This is a genomic window from Perspicuibacillus lycopersici (genome assembly GCF_025660475.1).
Taxonomy (GTDB): Bacteria; Bacillota; Bacilli; order Bacillales; family Caldibacillaceae; genus Perspicuibacillus; species Perspicuibacillus lycopersici.
The window spans coordinates 57,501-76,065 of the sequence record NZ_JAOUSF010000001.1 but is presented as its reverse complement, the minus strand read 5'-3'; the positions used below and the strand labels follow the sequence as shown (position 1 = coordinate 76,065).

At 35.1% G+C, this 18,565-nt stretch carries 17 protein-coding genes and 1 pseudogene; 15 read left to right on the top strand and 3 right to left on the bottom strand.

What is annotated here, in order from left to right; all coding sequences use genetic code 11:
- The first annotated feature begins 40 nt into the window (after positions 1-40).
- Entirely contained in the window at positions 41-988 is a 948-nt protein-coding gene (locus OEV98_RS00365) for a cation diffusion facilitator family transporter (RefSeq protein WP_263071144.1), read from the top strand.
- Positions 989-1,230: 242 nt separating this feature from the next.
- Here the strand turns inward: OEV98_RS00365 and OEV98_RS00360 are convergent, their stop codons facing one another.
- Complete coding sequence (locus tag OEV98_RS00360; protein WP_263071143.1) at positions 1,231-2,010, bottom strand: carbon-nitrogen family hydrolase; 780 nt, start codon at positions 2,008-2,010, stop codon at positions 1,231-1,233.
- A 94-nt stretch (positions 2,011-2,104) separates the two neighbouring features.
- Here OEV98_RS00360 and OEV98_RS00355 point away from each other — a divergent pair, with 94 nt between their 5' ends.
- The 6 genes from OEV98_RS00355 (at position 2,105) to OEV98_RS00330 (ending at position 8,768) form a co-directional block, all read left to right on the top strand.
- Entirely contained in the window at positions 2,105-3,268 is a 1,164-nt protein-coding gene (locus OEV98_RS00355) for a pyridoxal phosphate-dependent aminotransferase (RefSeq protein ID WP_263071142.1), read from the top strand.
- Positions 3,269-3,516: 248 nt separating this feature from the next.
- Positions 3,517-4,005, top strand: coding sequence for a hypothetical protein (locus tag OEV98_RS00350; RefSeq protein WP_263071141.1), 489 nt, complete (start codon positions 3,517-3,519; stop codon positions 4,003-4,005).
- A 581-nt stretch (positions 4,006-4,586) separates the two neighbouring features.
- Complete coding sequence (locus OEV98_RS00345) at positions 4,587-5,399, top strand: YitT family protein (protein ID WP_263071140.1); 813 nt, start codon at positions 4,587-4,589, stop codon at positions 5,397-5,399.
- A 178-nt stretch (positions 5,400-5,577) separates the two neighbouring features.
- Positions 5,578-5,874, top strand: coding sequence for a HesB/YadR/YfhF family protein (locus OEV98_RS00340; protein ID WP_263071139.1), 297 nt, complete (start codon positions 5,578-5,580; stop codon positions 5,872-5,874).
- A gap of 194 nt (positions 5,875-6,068) precedes the next feature.
- Positions 6,069-7,739, top strand: coding sequence for a ribonuclease J (locus OEV98_RS00335; RefSeq protein WP_263071138.1), 1,671 nt, complete (start codon positions 6,069-6,071; stop codon positions 7,737-7,739).
- A 63-nt stretch (positions 7,740-7,802) separates the two neighbouring features.
- Entirely contained in the window at positions 7,803-8,768 is a 966-nt protein-coding gene (locus tag OEV98_RS00330) for an NADP-dependent oxidoreductase (protein ID WP_263071137.1), read from the top strand.
- Positions 8,769-8,829: 61 nt separating this feature from the next.
- Here OEV98_RS00330 and OEV98_RS00325 read toward each other — a convergent pair whose 3' ends face one another.
- Complete coding sequence (locus OEV98_RS00325; RefSeq protein ID WP_263071136.1) at positions 8,830-9,591, bottom strand: SDR family oxidoreductase; 762 nt, start codon at positions 9,589-9,591, stop codon at positions 8,830-8,832.
- 234 nt (positions 9,592-9,825) lie between these two features.
- On the opposite strand from OEV98_RS00325, the gene OEV98_RS00320 reads away from it, so the two are divergent.
- The 8 genes and pseudogenes from OEV98_RS00320 to OEV98_RS00280 all read left to right on the top strand — a co-directional run bounded on the left by OEV98_RS00320 (position 9,826) and on the right by OEV98_RS00280 (position 17,601).
- Entirely contained in the window at positions 9,826-10,620 is a 795-nt protein-coding gene (locus OEV98_RS00320) for an HAD family hydrolase (protein ID WP_263071135.1), read from the top strand.
- Positions 10,621-10,729: 109 nt separating this feature from the next.
- Positions 10,730-10,915, top strand: a complete 186-nt coding sequence (locus OEV98_RS00315; protein WP_263071134.1) for a hypothetical protein — start codon at positions 10,730-10,732, stop codon at positions 10,913-10,915.
- Positions 10,896-11,042, top strand: a complete 147-nt coding sequence (locus OEV98_RS00310) for a hypothetical protein (protein ID WP_263071133.1) — start codon at positions 10,896-10,898, stop codon at positions 11,040-11,042. The genes OEV98_RS00315 and OEV98_RS00310 overlap by 20 nt, the downstream gene beginning before the upstream one ends.
- A 347-nt stretch (positions 11,043-11,389) precedes the next feature.
- The gene (gene wrbA, locus OEV98_RS00305; protein ID WP_263071132.1) at positions 11,390-12,001 is read left to right on the top strand and encodes an NAD(P)H:quinone oxidoreductase; all 612 of its coding nucleotides are present in this window, start codon (positions 11,390-11,392) and stop codon (positions 11,999-12,001) included.
- A 172-nt stretch (positions 12,002-12,173) separates the two neighbouring features.
- Positions 12,174-12,698, top strand: coding sequence for a CBO0543 family protein (locus tag OEV98_RS00300; protein WP_263071131.1), 525 nt, complete (start codon positions 12,174-12,176; stop codon positions 12,696-12,698).
- 136 nt (positions 12,699-12,834) lie between these two features.
- Complete coding sequence (locus tag OEV98_RS00295) at positions 12,835-13,332, top strand: hypothetical protein (protein WP_263071929.1); 498 nt, start codon at positions 12,835-12,837, stop codon at positions 13,330-13,332.
- A 318-nt stretch (positions 13,333-13,650) separates the two neighbouring features.
- Entirely contained in the window at positions 13,651-15,354 is a 1,704-nt protein-coding gene (locus OEV98_RS00290; protein WP_263071130.1) for a methyl-accepting chemotaxis protein, read from the top strand.
- Positions 15,355-15,525: 171 nt separating this feature from the next.
- Positions 15,526-17,601, top strand: a pseudogene (locus OEV98_RS00280) (thioredoxin domain-containing protein).
- A gap of 90 nt (positions 17,602-17,691) precedes the next feature.
- Here the strand turns inward: OEV98_RS00280 and OEV98_RS00275 are convergent.
- A complete protein-coding gene (locus OEV98_RS00275; RefSeq protein WP_263071127.1) occupies positions 17,692-18,252 on the bottom strand; it encodes a GNAT family N-acetyltransferase in 561 nt (186 codons plus the stop codon).
- Between the last annotated feature and the right edge of the window lie 313 nt (positions 18,253-18,565).

Sequence of the window (18,565 nt, the reverse complement as noted above, 5' to 3'; positions counted from 1 at the left end):
AATGTGTAAAGATAAGTAAACCTAATGAGGGGGCATTACGGTGGGGCATAACCATAATCATAGCCATGGAGCGAATAAAAAGGTATTATTAATCAGTTTTATCATAATAACAAGTTATATGATAGTGGAAGCTGTGGGGGGCTTTTTAACAAATAGTTTAGCACTTTTATCAGATGCAGGGCATATGCTTAGTGATTCTATATCACTAGGTATTGGTTTATTGGCCTTTACTTTAGGTGATCGAGTAGCAAGCTATAGTAAAACTTATGGATATAAACGATTTGAAATATTGGCAGCAGTTTTTAATGGTGGAGCGTTAATAATCATCGCACTATTTATTTCTTATGAAGCTTTTCGTCGCTTTAATAATCCAGCTGAGGTTGCAGCTAATGGGATGTTAACAATTGGCTTTATCGGATTATTAATAAATATAATCGTTGCCTGGTATATGTTAAAAAACGGAGATACGGAAGATAATTTGAATTTGCGCGCAGCTTTCCTTCATGTGATTAGCGATATGCTTGGATCTGTTGGGGCAATTGTAGCTGCCTTATGCATTATGTTCTTTCAATGGAGCTGGGCGGATCCATTAGCAAGTTTAATAGTAGCAATACTTGTTTTAAATAGTGGATGGAGAGTAACTTCGGAAGCACTACACGTATTGATGGAAGGAACTCCGAAAAATATCAATATCGAGGAAATAGTGAAAACTATTGAAAAAATACCAGGAATTATTAGTATTCATGACTTGCATGTTTGGAGTATTACGAGTGGACAAAATGCGTTTAGTTGTCATGCAGTAGTGAATGGGGATTTATCGATTAGTGAAAGTCAAAAAATCTTACGAAAAATTGAACATGACCTTGGGCATAAGGGAATTAATCATATTACTATTCAAATAGAAAGTAGTGAACATCCTCATGATGACTCTGTAATGTGTAAAAACACAGAAGCTGCGATAGATCATCACCATCACCATCATCATTAACCAATAAAGGTATGATAAATTGCAAGCGGTAAAAGTATGGATTGTAGTGGAAGTATGCTGTTTAATTAAACGAACCCCAAGAGCAATTACGCTCTTGGGGTGTTTTACTTTAAAGTACTGACTATTATCATAAAGCTACAAGTTAAATTATGAATGGTAATCATTTGCTACAGTTCTGCAATATGTCAATCTAGTAATGTATAATATAATTCAAAAATGAATTTTCAATTGGCAAATAAATTTTATTGATACAGTTCCTCCCGACGATCAGAAAATACAGGAATAGTATTTCGAACACGATCTACTTCTGAAAGATCTAGGGTAGTATAAAAGATTCCGGAATCGGTTTGATTACGTAATAGTATTTCTCCCCAAGGTGCAACAACCATTGAATGTCCATTAAATTTATTATTAGGATCCTCGCCAACTCTGTTTACGGCAACAATATAACATTGATTTTCGATGGCTCGTGCCTGCAGAAGGATTTGCCAATGGTCAATTCGTTTGTCTGGCCATTGGGCAGGAACAAATATAATATTGGCACCTGATAAAACATGTTTTCGTATCCATTCCGGAAACCGTAAATCATAACATATTACACCGCCACAAATGGTATTATCTAGCTGGAAAATATTCGTTTTCTTCCCTGGTTGTAAAAACAGATGTTCCTCCATTAATTTGAATAAATGTGCTTTATCATATTTCGCTACGATATGCCCGAGGCGATTGGCAACATACATCGTATTATAAAACTGATCTTGTCTTTTAGTTGAAACAGAACCAGCAACGATATTAATAGTATATATTTGTGCAAGGCTAGCGATTAATTTTTTTGTAGCTTCGCCTTCTAAATCAGCAAGACTTTCTAGTTTATCAAGTGCGTATCCGGTGTTCCACATTTCTGGGAATACGACGATATCTGCATCATTTCTCGCGGCTTCCTCAACATACCGAGTGATTGCTGTAAAATTATTTTCTGGATTAGCAAATTGAATATCCATTTGCACACAAGCAATCTTCAAAAATATCACCCTCTAGACATTTTTAACTAAAGATTATAAAATTTAGGATAAAATTGCAAATCAAAAAAATCTAACAACATATAAGGGGAGTATAATGGACTATTCTGAAAGACTAAAAAAACTTCCGAAACAGTTTTTTGCGAGCTTAGTAGAAAAAGTAAATAAAGCAATAGAAGAGGGAAGAGATATTATTAATTTAGGGCAAGGAAATCCGGACCAACCGACACCGCCACATATTGTAACAGCATTACAAGCAGCAGCAAATGATCCCAAAACTCATAAATATTCTCCTTTTCGTGGAACTCTTGAGTTGAAACAGGCAGTCAGTGCATTTTATAACCGGGAGTATGGTGTAAAAATTGATCCAGAGCGTGAAGTAGCAATCCTATTCGGTGCTAAATCGGGATTAGTAGAATTACCAATGTGCCTGTTAAATGAAGGAGATTTAATGTTATTACCAGATCCAGGGTATCCTGACTACTTATCCGGAACTGTTCTTGCAAATGTGGAATATGCTACATTTCCATTACTTGCAGAAAATCATTATTTACCAGACTATGAGGCTATTCCTTTCCATCAAAAGGAAGCAGCAAAATTATTGTATTTAAACTATCCGAATAACCCGACAGGTGCTACGGCAAATCGAAAATTCTTTATCGAAACAGTGCAATTCGCGAAGAGTCATAATATTACAATCATGCATGATTTTGCCTATGGTGCTATCGGCTTTGACGGACAACGACCGGTTAGTTTTCTTGAGGTCGAAGGTGCGAAAGAGATTGGGGTCGAGATGTATACCTTATCGAAAACCTATAATATGGCTGGCTGGAGGGTAGGCTTTGCTGTTGGTAATGCAACGATAATCGAATCATTAAATTTACTTCAGGATCATTTATATGTAAGTTTATTTCCGGCAATCCAAAAAGCTGCTGTAGCTGCTTTAACAGGTGCTCAACAAAGTGTGGCAGATCTCGTAAATTGCTACGAAAGTCGTAGAAATGCCTTTATTGAGGCATGTCATAATATAGGCTGGCGTGTAGATGCACCGAAAGGGTCATTTTTTGCTTGGTTACCGGTTCCTGCTGGATATACAAGTCAGACATTTACCGATTTGTTATTAGAGAAAGCAGATGTGGCAGTTGCTTCTGGAAATGGTTTTGGAGCATATGGTGAAGGTTATATACGGGTCGGCTTGTTAATGGATGAGGTTCGATTAGTAGAAGCGGTCAAGCGTATTGGAAAGCTAGGTGTATTTTAAAAAGGCAGTATCTGATGGAAAAATGAAACGTTATGAGAAGGAACATCATAAACTCCCAATTTTTAAGTATTTACGTCTCCTGACTTCAAACAACCCTTTAGAATACACTTTAAAGAAAAATAAATAATTAATATCAGCTTTATTGGCTAGCCATGTACTTGCATGTGCTAGTTTTTTTTCTGTTTAAATGAAATTTATTAACACTGGACTACTTATAACGCCATATATTGTTTCAAGGAGGGGAGATAATGATAAAAAAACTGCTAGTCCTTTTTTTATTTCTTGTGGCTGGGATTTTGTTTGGGTGCGTAAATAAAGAGGTTACCGTACATGATGATTTGCTTAACTATGTAAATAAGGAAATGCAAAAAGCATATGACTTGGAAAATGTTTCTATTACTGCATACGAAAATGTTTCTGGAGTAAATTACACGGATGATTTTACGATGCATCAAGCATTAACAAAAGAGGTAGTTCCGAATTATCGAGATTTTATCGATGAGCTTGAGCATGCAGACATTGCAACAGAAGAGCTACAAGTAATCCATGATGGATATGTAAAAGGGGCGAAAAAGCAGCTAGAAGCATTTGAATTATTTGTTACAGCACTAGAGGATCAAGATATTAATTTAGTAGAAGAGGGAAATGAACTGCTTGCGGAAGGTAGAGAATTAATAAACACATATGTAGTGGAAATTGAAGAGCTAGCAAGTGAACATAATGTAGAGTGGGAATAGAAAAATATAGATCTACTATCATAGACAACTGCTGCCGTTGTATGGTGGCTTTTTTTATTTCACGAAACCGATACGAAGATAGGTCTTTATTATGTGAAATATAAGCAGTGTAAATAGTAATTTCTTTCTTTTGAAAACCCATTATTTTTCGACTAATATTATATTAATAAAACATATTGACAGGCATTTTTTCGTTTGCTAAATTAAACGGTAATATACATTACGTAATGGAAAAAATTGTTACTATTTATCCAAATGAAATTTTTTGAGTAAATAATGCGGGAAAGCTGTAGGATAGCAGTTATTGTTTCTCTACATACATATTTGTGTGATTTAGATACGAATGAATAGTCCCTGCATGGGGCATTTTTTTATGGTTAGTGAGTAATAGGGAACAATCACCATAAAAAATGATAGATTAGTAAAAATAGCTTAAAAGGCAATTGTTTTTCTAATATAAAGAATGCTATGAATAATAAACCTATTGTTTTTATGAAACATATAAAGATTGCTTGCTAATACTAATTTATTGACTAGTTATTTTGAAAAAGTTGAATAGGTTCGTGGAATGGAGGTTGGATATGAAAAATGTTATTGTGGTTGGCGGGTCGTTAATTGTGGCATTTGCATTTAATTTTTTTCTTATCCCATTTGGGATACTCAGTAGTGGGATAAGTGGAATTGCCATCTTATTTGGCCTCATTACGCCAGTTAGTATTGGTTTATTAAATTTTTTATTTAATTTACCATTAGTTATTTTAGGGTATTATAAATTAGGAAAAGAGATAACGATTAATACATTAATTAGCATCGTTTCGCTATCGATTTTTATGTATATTTTACCGGTAATGCCGATTACAGATAATATTTTACTTTCCACAATATTTGGTGGGGTTATTAGCGGAGTGGGAATTGGAATTATTTTGAAATATTCTGGTACATCGGGTGGCTTGGATATTATTGCAGTTATTGTTTCGCGAAATAGCAATATTAGTGTTGGATTATTATTAACTGCGATGAATGGTATAATTGTCATTATTTCTGGTGCAGTTTTTAATTGGGATATTGCACTTTATACTTTATTATCTATCTATATTACCGGAAAAATGCTCAATACTATCTATACCGATCATATAAAATTGACGATGCAAATTGTGACATCTAAAGGAGAGCCGATTCGTAAGGAAATTCTTGCTTCTGTATATCGAGGTATGACCATTATGGAAGGTGCCGGCGGTTATTCACAAGAAAAAAAACAAATTCTTATGATGGTTGTTACTCGCTATGAAACGATTCAAATTAAAAATATTGTTCGTAAGCATGATAAGGATGCATTTATTAATATTTTTGAAACAGTAGAAATTGATGGTAAGTTCGCGAAAAATAGCGTGTAATCAAATTGTTGCTAATTTATGACATTACACTGAGTTGGTAAATAAACTATATGTGATATAGTTTATCTATCCGAATGAATACGGTAAAATGAAATTAAATTACACAAAGAATCAAGGAATCAGAAGAATACATAAGAATTTTGCGTACATGATGATAGTTCTGATAAGGAGTGAAAACATGAATATTACAATTAGTCCAGCTGCAGTAGCTTGGTTTCAGGAAGAAATCGGGATACAAAAAGGTGATAAAGTAAAGTTTTTTACACAAATATACGGATCAAGTCCGATTCAAAAAGGGTATTCTCTAGGCTTTACTAAAGATAACGATCCGATTGATATGGCAGTAAGTACGATATCCGAAGGAATTGAATTTTACGTAGAGGCATCGGATTTATGGTTTTTCAATGACTACAATTTAGTTGTAGAATATAACGAAGCATTCGATGAAATTGAATTTAACTATTCAAAAGAATAAGTATGAAAACGAGTATACACTCTATACTCGTTTTTTTTTATGAAATTTAAATAAAAACATAAGAAATTCCTCGTATTTTGCACTTCATGCTAATTTCGTGCTTTTTCCTTTTGGATGATGGCTATCATAATCACATAAAGGAAAGATTGTTCGTGCATAATAATGACAGTTTTAAGGACTGGGAGGATTTAAAAATGAGTACGAATGAACAATTATCGGTATTTGCTCTAGGTGGATTAAATGAAATCGGGAAAAATATGTATGCCATTCAATATGGAGAGGAAATTGTTGTCATTGACTGTGGGAATAAGTTTCCCGATGAAAGTCTATTAGGCATTGACCTGATCATTCCAGATGTTAGCTACTTAGTAGAAAATAAAGAAAAAGTACGCGCACTTATTGTGACACACGGACATGAGGATCATATAGGTGGAATCCCTTTCTTTTTAAAGAAGCTGAATGTCCCAGTTTATGCAACACAATTTACATTAGGATTAATTGAGTTAAAGCTAAAGGAGCATAAAATATTAAGGGAATCGGAGCTAATTGCAATTGATTCAAATAGTAGTTTAACGTTTAATAATTTACGGGTGAATTTTTTCCGTGTCAACCATAGTATACCTGATTGCTTAGGAACGGTATTTTATACACCGGAAGGAGCGGTTGTCCATACAGGTGATTTTAAATTTGATTTAACACCTGTAAACAAGCAATATGCAGATATTCATAAAATGGCAAAAATTGGAGAAGGCGGAGTATTGCTACTTATTTCAGAAAGTACCAATGCAGAACGTCCCGGCTTAACACCTTCCGAAAAACAAGTAGGAGAACATGTTTACGAAGCGTTTCAAAAAGCTAAACGAAAGGTTATCATATCGACATTTGCTTCCAATATTAATCGTGTACAGCAAGTGGTGGAGGCTTCTCGATTAACAAATCGTAAACTCGTATTATTAGGCAGAAGCATGGTAAATGTTGTACAAGTAGCGATGAATAGAGGATATTTAGATGTTCCAGAAGGTATGATTATTGAGTCTGACCAAATCGAACAGTTTCCTCCAGAACAAATCGCTATATTATGTACAGGTAGTCAAGGCGAGCCAAATGCAGCACTTTCTCGTCTCTCAAGTGGGAATTTCCGAGGGGTGGAAATATTGCCAGAGGATACGGTTATTTTAGCTGCTGGCCCGATTCCTGGAAATGAGCGAAATGTTACGCGAATAGTAGACAATCTATATTCCATTGGTGCAAACGTCATTTATGGATCTGGAAGTACGACAGGTATGCATGTATCTGGGCACGGAAGTCAAGAGGATTTGAAGTTAATGTTAACTCTTATGAAGCCGAAATATTTTATTCCTGTTCATGGGGAGTATCGCATGCTCCATCATCATCAAATGCTTGCGGAATCCGTAGGTGTTGAACCTGGGAATACATTTATTATGAATAATGGGGATGTAGTTGATATCCAAAACGGTATTGCTCGGCAAACTAGAAGTATTCCTGCTGGAAATACTTATGTAGATGGAATTGGTGTCGGAGATGTTGGGGATATCGTATTACGTGACCGTAAGCAATTATCAGAGGATGGATTGTTAATTATTATTTTGACGATGGGGAAACGAGATGGAAGCCTTCTCTCTCCACCAGATACAATAACAAGAGGATTTGTATATGCGAAAGATAATGAGGAATTGTTAAAAGAAGTAAATCAGCTAGTAACGAAAACTGTGAATGAGCAGCGCGAGGGTAATCGCAATGATTGGGGAAGGATTAAGCGTCAAGTGAAGAAATCAGTAGGACAATATTTATTTGCCCAGACGAAAAGAAAGCCGATGATACTTCCAATTATTATTGAGTTTTAGAAGTATTTCTCTTGAAAAAATTCGTCGTAGTTTATGAATATAGTGGATAGTGAAGGTGATGAAATGAAGGCAATCGCAATTGAGGAATATGGCGGTTCAGATAAATTAAAAGAAATGAAAATCAATCAGCCAGTTCCAAAAGAAAATGAAGTAATTGTGGAGCTACATGCTACATCTATAAATCCAATTGATTGGAAGCTAAGGGAAGGTTATTTAAAATCTATGTTACCATTCGACTTTCCAATCATTCTAGGCTGGGATGCAGCGGGTGTAGTCCATGAAGTGGGTGCAAAAGTAAAAGACTATCAGGTCGGGGATCGTGTTTTCGCCCGTCCAGCAACAACGAATCGAGGAACCTATGCAGAATATACAGCAGTAGATGCTTCTCTTTTGGCCAAAATACCAGACAATATAAGCTTTGCAGAGGCTGCTAGTGTTCCCCTTGCAGGATTAACCGCCTGGCAGTGTTTATTCCATTTCGGTAATGTGAAAGAAGGGGATAACGTACTCATTCATGCCGGTAGTGGTGGTGTAGGGAGCTTTGCTATCCAGTTTGCCAAACATGTGGGAGCATTTGTAGCAACAACTGCTGGAACTGCCAATGTAGAATTTTTAAAATCACTAGGTGCAGATCTCGTTATCGATTATAAAAAGCAGGATTTTGAAAATAGTGGGATTGTATTTGATTTTGTTTTAGATTCTTTAGGAGGAGAAATTCAGGAAAAAAGTTTTAAGGTTTTAAAACAAGGTGGAACACTTGCATCCATTGTATCCGAACCAAATAAACAACAGGCGGAACAGAGAAATATTAAAGCTGGTCTTGTATGGTTAATTCCCAATGGGAAGCAATTAGCTGAAATTGCAGCATTATTAAAAAATGGCGATGTAAAAGCAATCATCGGACATACTTTCCCTTTTTCTGAAAAAGGGGTAAAGGATGCACACGCTTTGAGTGAAACACATCATGCAAAAGGAAAAATTGTAATTGAAATAAAGGGAAATGCGAAAGGGTGTTTCGATCACCAATAGATAAAAGAAAAGACGTTGCACTTAGATTGCTAACGTCTTTCCTATTTTTGTGTTCGTTTAACTAAAAATTAGGATTTTTGCCTAAAAAGCTTTCCCATGCCACTTTTGTCCCATGATCAATCTCATCCTTTGAGGCATGTAGTCGCTTTTCTGAATCTCCATAACCAATTTCGATATCTCCTGTTTTTATCCGATGGAACACACTATCAGCAAAATCTGCTAACGGTGCTCCTGATGTATGTATTCCGACCCCACCTAAATCAGTATTTACTGCTGGTGGAAAAACTTCGATTACCCCAATCGTTGTATTCGCTAATTGATGTCTTAAAGACACTGTAAATGAATGGATTGCCGCTTTTGTCGCACTGTATATAGGAACCCATACTCCAGGTCTAATCGCTAATCCGGAAGATATATTGATAATAGTTGCATTACTTTTGGTTATTAAGTGAGGGATAAACAGCATAGAAAGATGAATTGGACCTTCAATATTAATTGATATTTCTTTTTGGTAATAATTCCAGTCATAAGGTGCCTTTAAAAGATTAACTTGCTGTTGAATACCTGCATTATTAATAAGTACATTTGTATTTGGAAAATCACTTTTTATCCATTCGTAAAGTGCTGTTCGTTCCGTAGTACTAGCAATATCACATTTTCTTGTATGGATTTGTGGATACTTTTCTTTTACTTCGGCTAACTTTTCCTGGCGCCGACCAACTATAATTACTTCATTTTCGTTTTGAAGAAATCTTTCTGCTAAAGCTAAACCAATCCCCGATGCCCCACCAGTGATAAGAACTGTATTCCCTGATATTTTCATTGTGGATTCCTCCTAAGTGGATATACTTCAATTCATACTTTCCTAATGGTACTCTTTCTACCGTTATTTTTCCACTGAACTATTTTTTGCATGAAAGAAAATAGAATACATGATTTTTATAACAAAATTGCAGTATAGAAGAGGCTAGCCTTTGGAAAATTATTTGAAAAATAAAGAATCATACCGTATTGTTTTATACGAGAGGTAGAGAAACGGGAAAGAGGGGGGAGAAATATGATAAAGGTAATATTTTTTGACTTGGATGATACGCTTTTATGGGACGAAAAAAGTGTTGCAACCGCATTTGCCCGTACATGTAAACTTGGGGAAGATTTATATGGTGTAGATGGCACGCAACTAGAAGCATCTGTTCGACAAACAGCAAGAAATCTGTATGAATCTTACGAAACCTTTCCCTATACGAAAAAGATTGGCATTAATCCGTTTGAAGCACTATGGGGTGAATTTTCAGATGATGCGGATGAACTGAAATTATTAAAGGAAATTGTGCCAAGCTATCGAAAGCATGCATGGACTTTAGGATTAAAGGCATTAGGAATTGATGATCCGAAGCTTGGGTACAAATTAGGGGAGAGATTCTACAACGAACGACGAAATGTCCCGTTTGTTTTTACAGATACCTATTCTGTTTTGGATAAATTAAGTGGAAAATATCGCTTGCTCTTACTGACAAATGGCTCACCACATTTACAAAATACAAAATTATCTTTAACACCAGCACTTGCTCCGTACTTTGAACAGATTGTCATTTCAGGTGATTATGGAAGCGGAAAACCGGACCCGGGAATATATCATTATGCGTTATCATGCATGTCTGTACAAAAGGATGAGGTAATAATGGTTGGGGACAATTTAAGTACAGATATTTTAGGGGCGAATTCGGTGGGGATAAAATCTGTATGGATCAATCGGAAACAAAAGCAACCAGATTATGTATTTCCGACCTATGAGATTTCACATTTAACGGGATTACTACCAATATTAGAGCGTATATCCTTGGAATTGTAAAGTAAGTAATTTTCCTTTTGACATGCTCATGATCGGTATGTATTTTTTTTACACTCCTGCAGAAAATAGAACAGACATTTACTTCATTTAAGGAGGAGCATACCATTTTATGGCGAAAAGAAAAGCACAAGTAAATGCTATTGAAAAATATAGTAAAACACCACATAAAAACAACCAACAAGCAGATTTTTCTGCCGAATTTGCTGGGGAAGAAAATCCGATGAAGGGCGCAAATCGGAATTCACAACAAGGCAGAGCAGGGAAAGGAAAGCGTAATGAAAGACCAATTGAATAAAAAGGAAAAGAATTTAAACACAAATGTGGAATTTGGCATCGAATTTGGAGATGTAAATGGTGCGAAATTAATGGAACATGCTTATGCAAATAAGAAAAAAGAGAAAAATTCAAAAGCACAAAAATAACGTTTTTTAGCTGAATCGTATACTACCATTGTTGGCCAGTTAAAGTGGTCAACTTTTTTTGTCTCCAAGGTAATTTTTTTGGCTGTTTTCGTATAGTTGTTGCTAATAGCCTCCTCGTCGCATTCGCTCCTGTGGAGTCTTCCCTGTCTTGCTTTTCTCACTTGTCTAGCTCCAGCGCATAGAGACTAGTGAACTTGCGCACTCCTCTACTACGATAAGTCAACAGCCTTTTTTTAAAAAATTTTACACGATTGTTGAATGCAAATTCAAACAGAAAGTAATACTAGAAGTTGTATGAAAAAAGGTTTTTTCAGCAGCATGTAAAATTCCAATAAGGAGATTGAAAAATGGCAAATGTAAACTTAACAGTTGTGTTTTATAGTATGGGTGGAACAAACTATCAGTTAGCTCAATGGGCAGAAGAAGCCGGGAAGGAAGCAGGTGCTGAAGTTCGTTTAGTTAAAGTTCAAGAGTTAGCACCACAATCAGTTATTGAAGGAAATGAAGTGTGGAAAAATACCGTAGAGGCTACAAAGGATGTACCAGTTGCCTCCTCAGATGATATCGAATGGGCAGATGCGATTATATTTAGTCTTCCAACTAGATTTGGGAACATGCCTTCTCAAGTGAAACAATTTATTGATACACAAGGTGGATTATGGGCAACAGGTAAAACCGTTAATAAAGTAGTAAGTGCGATGTCTTCAGCACAAAATCCACACGGTGGACAGGAAGCAACGATATTGTCGTTATATACTTCCATGATGCACTGGGGTGCAATTATAGTACCACCAGGTTATAGCGATCCAGTATTATTTGGAGCTGGTGGAAATCCATATGGAACAAGTGTAACAGTAGGACAAGATGGTAAGATGATCGAGGATGTACAAGGAGCGGTAAAACATCAAGTAAATCGCACACTAACGGTAGCTAGCTGGGTAAAAAATGCCAACGGATAATTAAATTTAATTAAAACTTATCCGTAAGACACAAAGAAATTTGTGTCTTTTTCTATTGACCATGAATAGTACTGCCTATTACTTTTGCCTACATGTAAAGTTATTCCATGTTTAGTTTAAATTAAATAGCACATAATAATGAAAAATTAAGAAGAACATAAAGGAAATCAATATGCATCTTATTTTAGCATTTCTATCCATTATTGCTGTATGGATTAGAAGAGATTATCGGGAATGGGAAAAGTATTATTCTACAATGCAATATATTGCCATCGGTAATCTCACCTATAATTTTATCTGTGCTTCCCATTGGTTATGGCAATTGTCACCAGATATAAAATGGTTTAATCATTCATTGTTAGAGTTGGCCTATACATTTATAACCTTCCCATTAACGGCATTAATGTTTCTCGCACACTTCCCTGAAGATCAAGGCTGGATGAGGGTTTTTAGGCATTATTTACTTTGGATAGGTTTATACATAGGTGTAGAAATTCTCCTTTTGCTTAAAGGAAATATTATTTATAAATATGGCTGGAGCATTTATTGGTCTTCATTATTTGATTGTGTCATGTTTCCGTTTTTACGTCTTCATTATAAAAAGCCATTATTTACCTTACTTATAAGCATTCCTATGATTGCGTTTTGGATATGGTTTTTTCAAGTACCAATTAGCGTTCCGATTGAAAAGCGATGATAAAAAATACGGTGAATTAGATTTCTAAGGAAGGGAAAGTATTTCCCTTTCATTTCAAATAATAGAATAGCGATTTAGAAATGGGATATTTTAAAGATAGTAAGGAATTTATGAAAGTAAGGTGAACGCAGTGATGATGACAATGACCAAAAAACACTTAATGTTTAATATCGGGCTAGTACTGATGCCTTGGTTAACTTTATTATTTTTTGGAAAACAAAATATGAAGCGATATTCGATATCCGGTATTTTTATTGTCATATTCGAGATAATAAACCATTTGTACGGAAACAAAAGGAAATGGTGGAAATTTTATGATAAACGGAATTGGTTCATAAAAGACGAGCTTCCTTTTAGCATCGGTCCATACATGCCGCTTTCGATGTGGATTTTAAAATTTTCCTATGGGAATTTTAAAAAGTTCGTATTACTGAATGCAATTGCAGATAGTTTATTTGCCTTTATTTTCATGGAATTTCTTAAGAAAATAAAAATTGTTCGCTTAAACAGGCTCAATAATTTTCAATTTTTTCTCTATTTACATTACAAAGCATACTTGTTATATGGAGTACAATATTTAGCGGAAAATAAAGATCGCTTCTTAAATCGGATTAAAAAAGGAATCCTTAAATAAAATAATAGAAAGCAATTTTGTACATGCCAAAATGAGCATGTACTTTTTATTTTATGCGCTTTTTCTAAAAAATTGTTGTGATTTCATGATTTGGTTTATTAATGGAAACGCTTCAGTCTGCGGTCTTTTTACAAAAAGTAACAATCTATACGAAAACCTCCTTATTTTATTAGTAAGTGTTGTATTCATTCGGGATTCTTATAATATCTTAATAAAATCTTAATGAAAACATTAAGAAAAATTAATATTTTCTCTTCATAATTATCGTATTAAACAGCTTGAATACATATAATCGTATGTTGGCTCAAGGAGGACATAATGAAAATACAAGTAAAATTGAGTTTAAGAAGAAAGCTGCTAATTGGATTTTTTTGTGTCATTTTTTTATTCATCATTCTAGCTGGAATTACGTACTATCAATTAAGAACATTAAATGAAACCTATTCCTCGATAATTAAAGAGAGATTTGAAAGTACACAATATACGACTTCTGCAATCATTGAAACAAATAAGCTGGAGCTATCATTACGTAATTATTTAATTACTGGGAATGAGGAAGAATTAACCAAAATAAATACTGCAGGAAAAACCTTTCTGCAAAATATGGGAGAAGTTACAGAAGTTACAAATACAACGGAAGGGAAAAGTTATATTGACAAAATGTTAGCAGCAGAAAGGATATATAATGATTTATCAGAAAAAGTAATCTCATTAAAAAAGGATAACAATTCACGGGAATATATTGAAGTCATGAGATTTGAAGTTGCTCCTGCCGCGGAAAACATCGAGGCTGTAGGTAGAGCACTTTTATCCTATCAGCAAAATGAAGTAGTTAAGGCAAGCAATGAAATCTCGAGAAAAACTGTTAAAACAACATACATAATATTAGGGATTAGTATTTTTGCTATTTTTGTTGGGATATTTATTGCAATTTTTATTAGTAGAAAAATAGCAATAAATGTAAAGAAAGTATCTGTAAATGCTGAAAAAATTGCCAGCGGGAACCTTTCAATTGAAGATATACAAATGAAAAGCAATGATGAAATTGGTCAGTTAGCTCGGTCTTTTAATAAAATGAAGGAAAATTTAAGAAATGTTATTCAACTCATAAGGCAAACATCTGAACAAGTTGCCATCTCAGCAGAAAAATTGTCAATTAATGCCGAACAAACAACACTTGCGGCAAACCAGGTAGCTGCTCGAGTGATGGAAGTTGCCAGCACTGCAGAAATACAAGATAAAAGAACCGAGGACAGCTCTGAGGTTATCCGATCAACACTTACCGAAATCGTTCGAATTACTGACAATATATCTGCTGTAGCGGATTCTACTGTAGAAACGACAAAACAAGCAAATATAGGCTATCGTTATATGCAAAACGTAAAAAATCAAATGGATACAATTTATCAATCAAACGTAGAGTCAAACTCGGTCATTCAGGAATTAAAAAAACGATCAATTGCAATCGGTAATATAATCCAAGTAATTACAGAAATTGCAAATCAAACCAACTTATTAGCATTAAATGCAGCGATAGAAGCTGCCCGAGCAGGAGTTCACGGTAAAGGCTTTGCGGTTGTAGCTAGTGAAGTACGTAAATTAGCGGAACAATCAAAGGGATCCGCTGAGCAAATTTCTGAAATATTACTAGCTATTCAGAACGACACTGCAAAAACTGTGAATATGATTATGAGCGGAAGTAAAGAAATAGTCAATGGCTTGAATTTAGTAACAGAAACAGGAAATACTTTTGATGTTATTCAAAAGTCTATTGAAAATGCAAATGCGAGCGTGCATAATCTATTGAATACCTCAGAGGAAATAGCAGCCGGAGTTCAGAACGTAAAAGATTTCATAAACCAAGTATCTCAACAAGCGAAAACAACATCTATGAGTGCATCAGATATTACAGCTGTATCTGAAGAGCAGCTAGCTAGTATGGAAGAGATTACAAAATCTTCCGCATCATTAGCCAATACAGCAGATAAACTTAGAAAATTAGTAAGTAATTTTACTATATAATATCTTGTAAAAGGATGGACCGTTCCAAAAGAAATGGAAAAAATCATTTTTTTACTTTAAAGGAGCGCAATGTACTTACTATTTAGACACATACTTCGTTTGTGTCTTTTTCTTGTATTTTAGGGTAACATAATTACAGAAACAAATAGAATCTTTTTAGGAGGTGATCCAATGACAAATCAAAATAGCAAACCCAATAGATTAATCGCTGAAAAATCCCCATATTTACTTCAACATGCCTATAACCCTGTTGAGTGGTTTCCATGGGGCGAAGAAGCATTTGAAAAAGCGAAAAAAGAAAACAAACCTGTTTTCGTATCTATTGGGTATAGCTAATGGTTGTATATAAGTACTTGCCATTGGTGTCATGTCATGGAGCGAGAGTCTTTTGAGGATGAACAAGTTGCCAAGCTACTGAATGAACGTTTTGTCTCGATTAAAGTAGATCGGGAAGAACGACCAGATATCGATTCCATCTACATGTTAGTATGTCAAATGATGACGGGTCATGGAGGTTGGCCGTTAAATGTTTTTTTAACCCCTGAACAAGTACCATTCTATGCAGGAACCTATTTTCCGAAAGAACGTAGATATGGAATGCCAAGCTTTAAAGAAATTATTGTTTATTTACATGACCAATATTATCACGATCCAGATAAGGTGAATGGTGTCGTCGAACAAGTACGCAATGCTCTTCATACCGCCTCCAATGGAAATGGAAAAGGCGAGCTTTCGGATAAAGCAGTGGAGAATGCCTATCAATACTATGTACAGTCGTTTGATAGTACATATGGTGGATTTGGAGAAGCACCAAAATTTCCGATTCCACACGCCTTAATGTTTTTATTACGTATAGCAAAATTTCATAAGAATCAGCATGCACTTGAAATGGTAACAAAAACATTAGATGGTTTAGCAAGAGGCGGCATCTATGACCATATTGGTTTTGGATTTTCCCGTTATTCTGTAGATGAGAAATATTTAGTCCCTCATTTTGAAAAAATGCTTTATGATAATGCACTATTAACAATAGCTTATACAGAAGCCTATCAAGTAACAAAGCAGGAAAAGTATAAAAATATAGCAGAGCAGATCATTACATATGAACTTCGCGATATGCTCCATCCGGATGGTGGCTTTTATTCTGCTGAGGATGCGGATTCAGAAGGTGAGGAAGGAAAATTTTATGTATGGACACCAAGTGAGGTAAAAGAAGTACTTGGAGAAAATCTAGGTTCCCTTTTTTGTGAAGTGTACGATATAAGCGAAAGGGGGAATTTCGAAGGAAGAAGCATTCCTAATTTGATTAAGGAAGATCTGGAAAGCTTATATATTAAAAAGGGACACACAGTTGACAGAGACTTGGAATCCGCAAGAAAAGCATTGTTCCTATATCGCGAAAAACGAGTGCGACCGTTTCGAGACGATAAAATATTAACTGCTTGGAATGGGTTGATGATTGCTGCCTTGGCGAAAGCTGGTCGTGTCTTTAAAAACAAAAAATATGTCACGCAAGCCATTGAAACCCTGTCCTTTATGGAAAGGAAATTGATTCAGGATGGCCGATTAATGGTTCGTTACCGGGACGGAGAAGTGAAACATAAAGGCTATATAGATGACTATGCTTTTTTACTATGGGGTATTTTGGAATTATATGAAACAACGTTAAATTTAACCTACTTAGCAAAAGCGAAAAAATTAGCAGATCAAATGATGGAGCTATTTTGGGATGAAGCGACAGGTGGTTTTTTCTTCAGTGGAGAGGACCAAGAGAAGCTACTTGTCCGCCAAAAAGAAACATCTGACGGTGCAATACCGTCAGGCAATAGTGTAGCGGTAAATCAGCTGATAAAACTAGCAAAGCTTACAGGTGATTTTACGCTCGAGGAAAAGATAGAACAGCTTTTCCAATCTTTTAGTCAGGATCTTAATGAATACCCGAATAGCCATTCGATGATGTTGCAAGCTGTTTTACTAACTCGGTATCCAATGAAAGAAGTTGTTATTCTAGCGGATAATAAGACAGAAGAAGTATCAGAATTGGTGAATGTAATTCAACAAAATTTTCATCCGGAAATTACCCTACTGGTTGCTAATGACCCAGATGAACTAGTGAATATAGCTCCATTTGCACGGGATTATCATGCAATAAATGGTAAACCGACAATCTATGTATGTGAAAACTTTCAATGTAATCAACCAACAAATGATGTGAAGCAAGCTTTACAATACTTGGAACTTCTATAATTTTATCTAAATTAGATGAAATAAGTATAAAGGGAAAATGTAAACAATGCGACCGAATGTAAAAGGTCGCATTGTTTATGAAAGTCAATATTATCGGGTAGCTTTCGTATCGGTTTTCCATTCATTTGCTAAAATACCGTAAATCGCATGATCCACATAATGATCATATAACCACTCTGCACTACGTCTGACTCCTTCTAGTTTGAATCCTAGCCGTTCTGGTATGGCTCTACTTTTTGTATTTTCTACAGCTGCACAAATTTCGACTCGATTTAGCTTAAGCTCATCAAAGGCATAGGTAATCAATGCTTCCACTGTTTTCGTCATTATTCCTTTTCCTTGATACGTATCCGCTAACCAGTAGCCAATTGTTACATATTTGCTAAACCAGTTAATCGTATTAAAGCCAGCTGTACCGACAATCTTTCCATTATAAAGGATTACCGTAGTTAAACTGCGATTAGCAGCATAGCCTTCTTTATTTTGTTGAATAAATGCGCGCGTATCTTCAACAGATGTTGTTCCGTCAAGCCAAGGCAGCCATTTTTTTAAATGGTCTCGATTTGCATCGGTTAGTTCAAATAATTCGTTTGCATTATGTAAGTCTACTAGTTTCAATGAAAGTTCTTCTGTAATTTTGTGAACAAACATGCTTCTAATTCTCCTTTAACTTTTAATCGTGTAAAATTTACTAGTGCTATAGTTTTGTATTTTTATAATAGTAACATATTTTCCTTCATTTCCCATTATATTTTTTACACAGCCAAAAATTGCTTTTCTAATAACGGATATCATGCTAAAATGCTTTTTTACACGAATCATTTATTATTTTTGAAGGATATTGATGATAGAAAAATTATCGAATGAATGTTCGTTAAAATACTTGGCAAGACCATTAAAAAAGTATATAGTATAGATAGGAGAAAAATCCTTTAAAACTATTAATTTGTAAATTTTGAGGAGG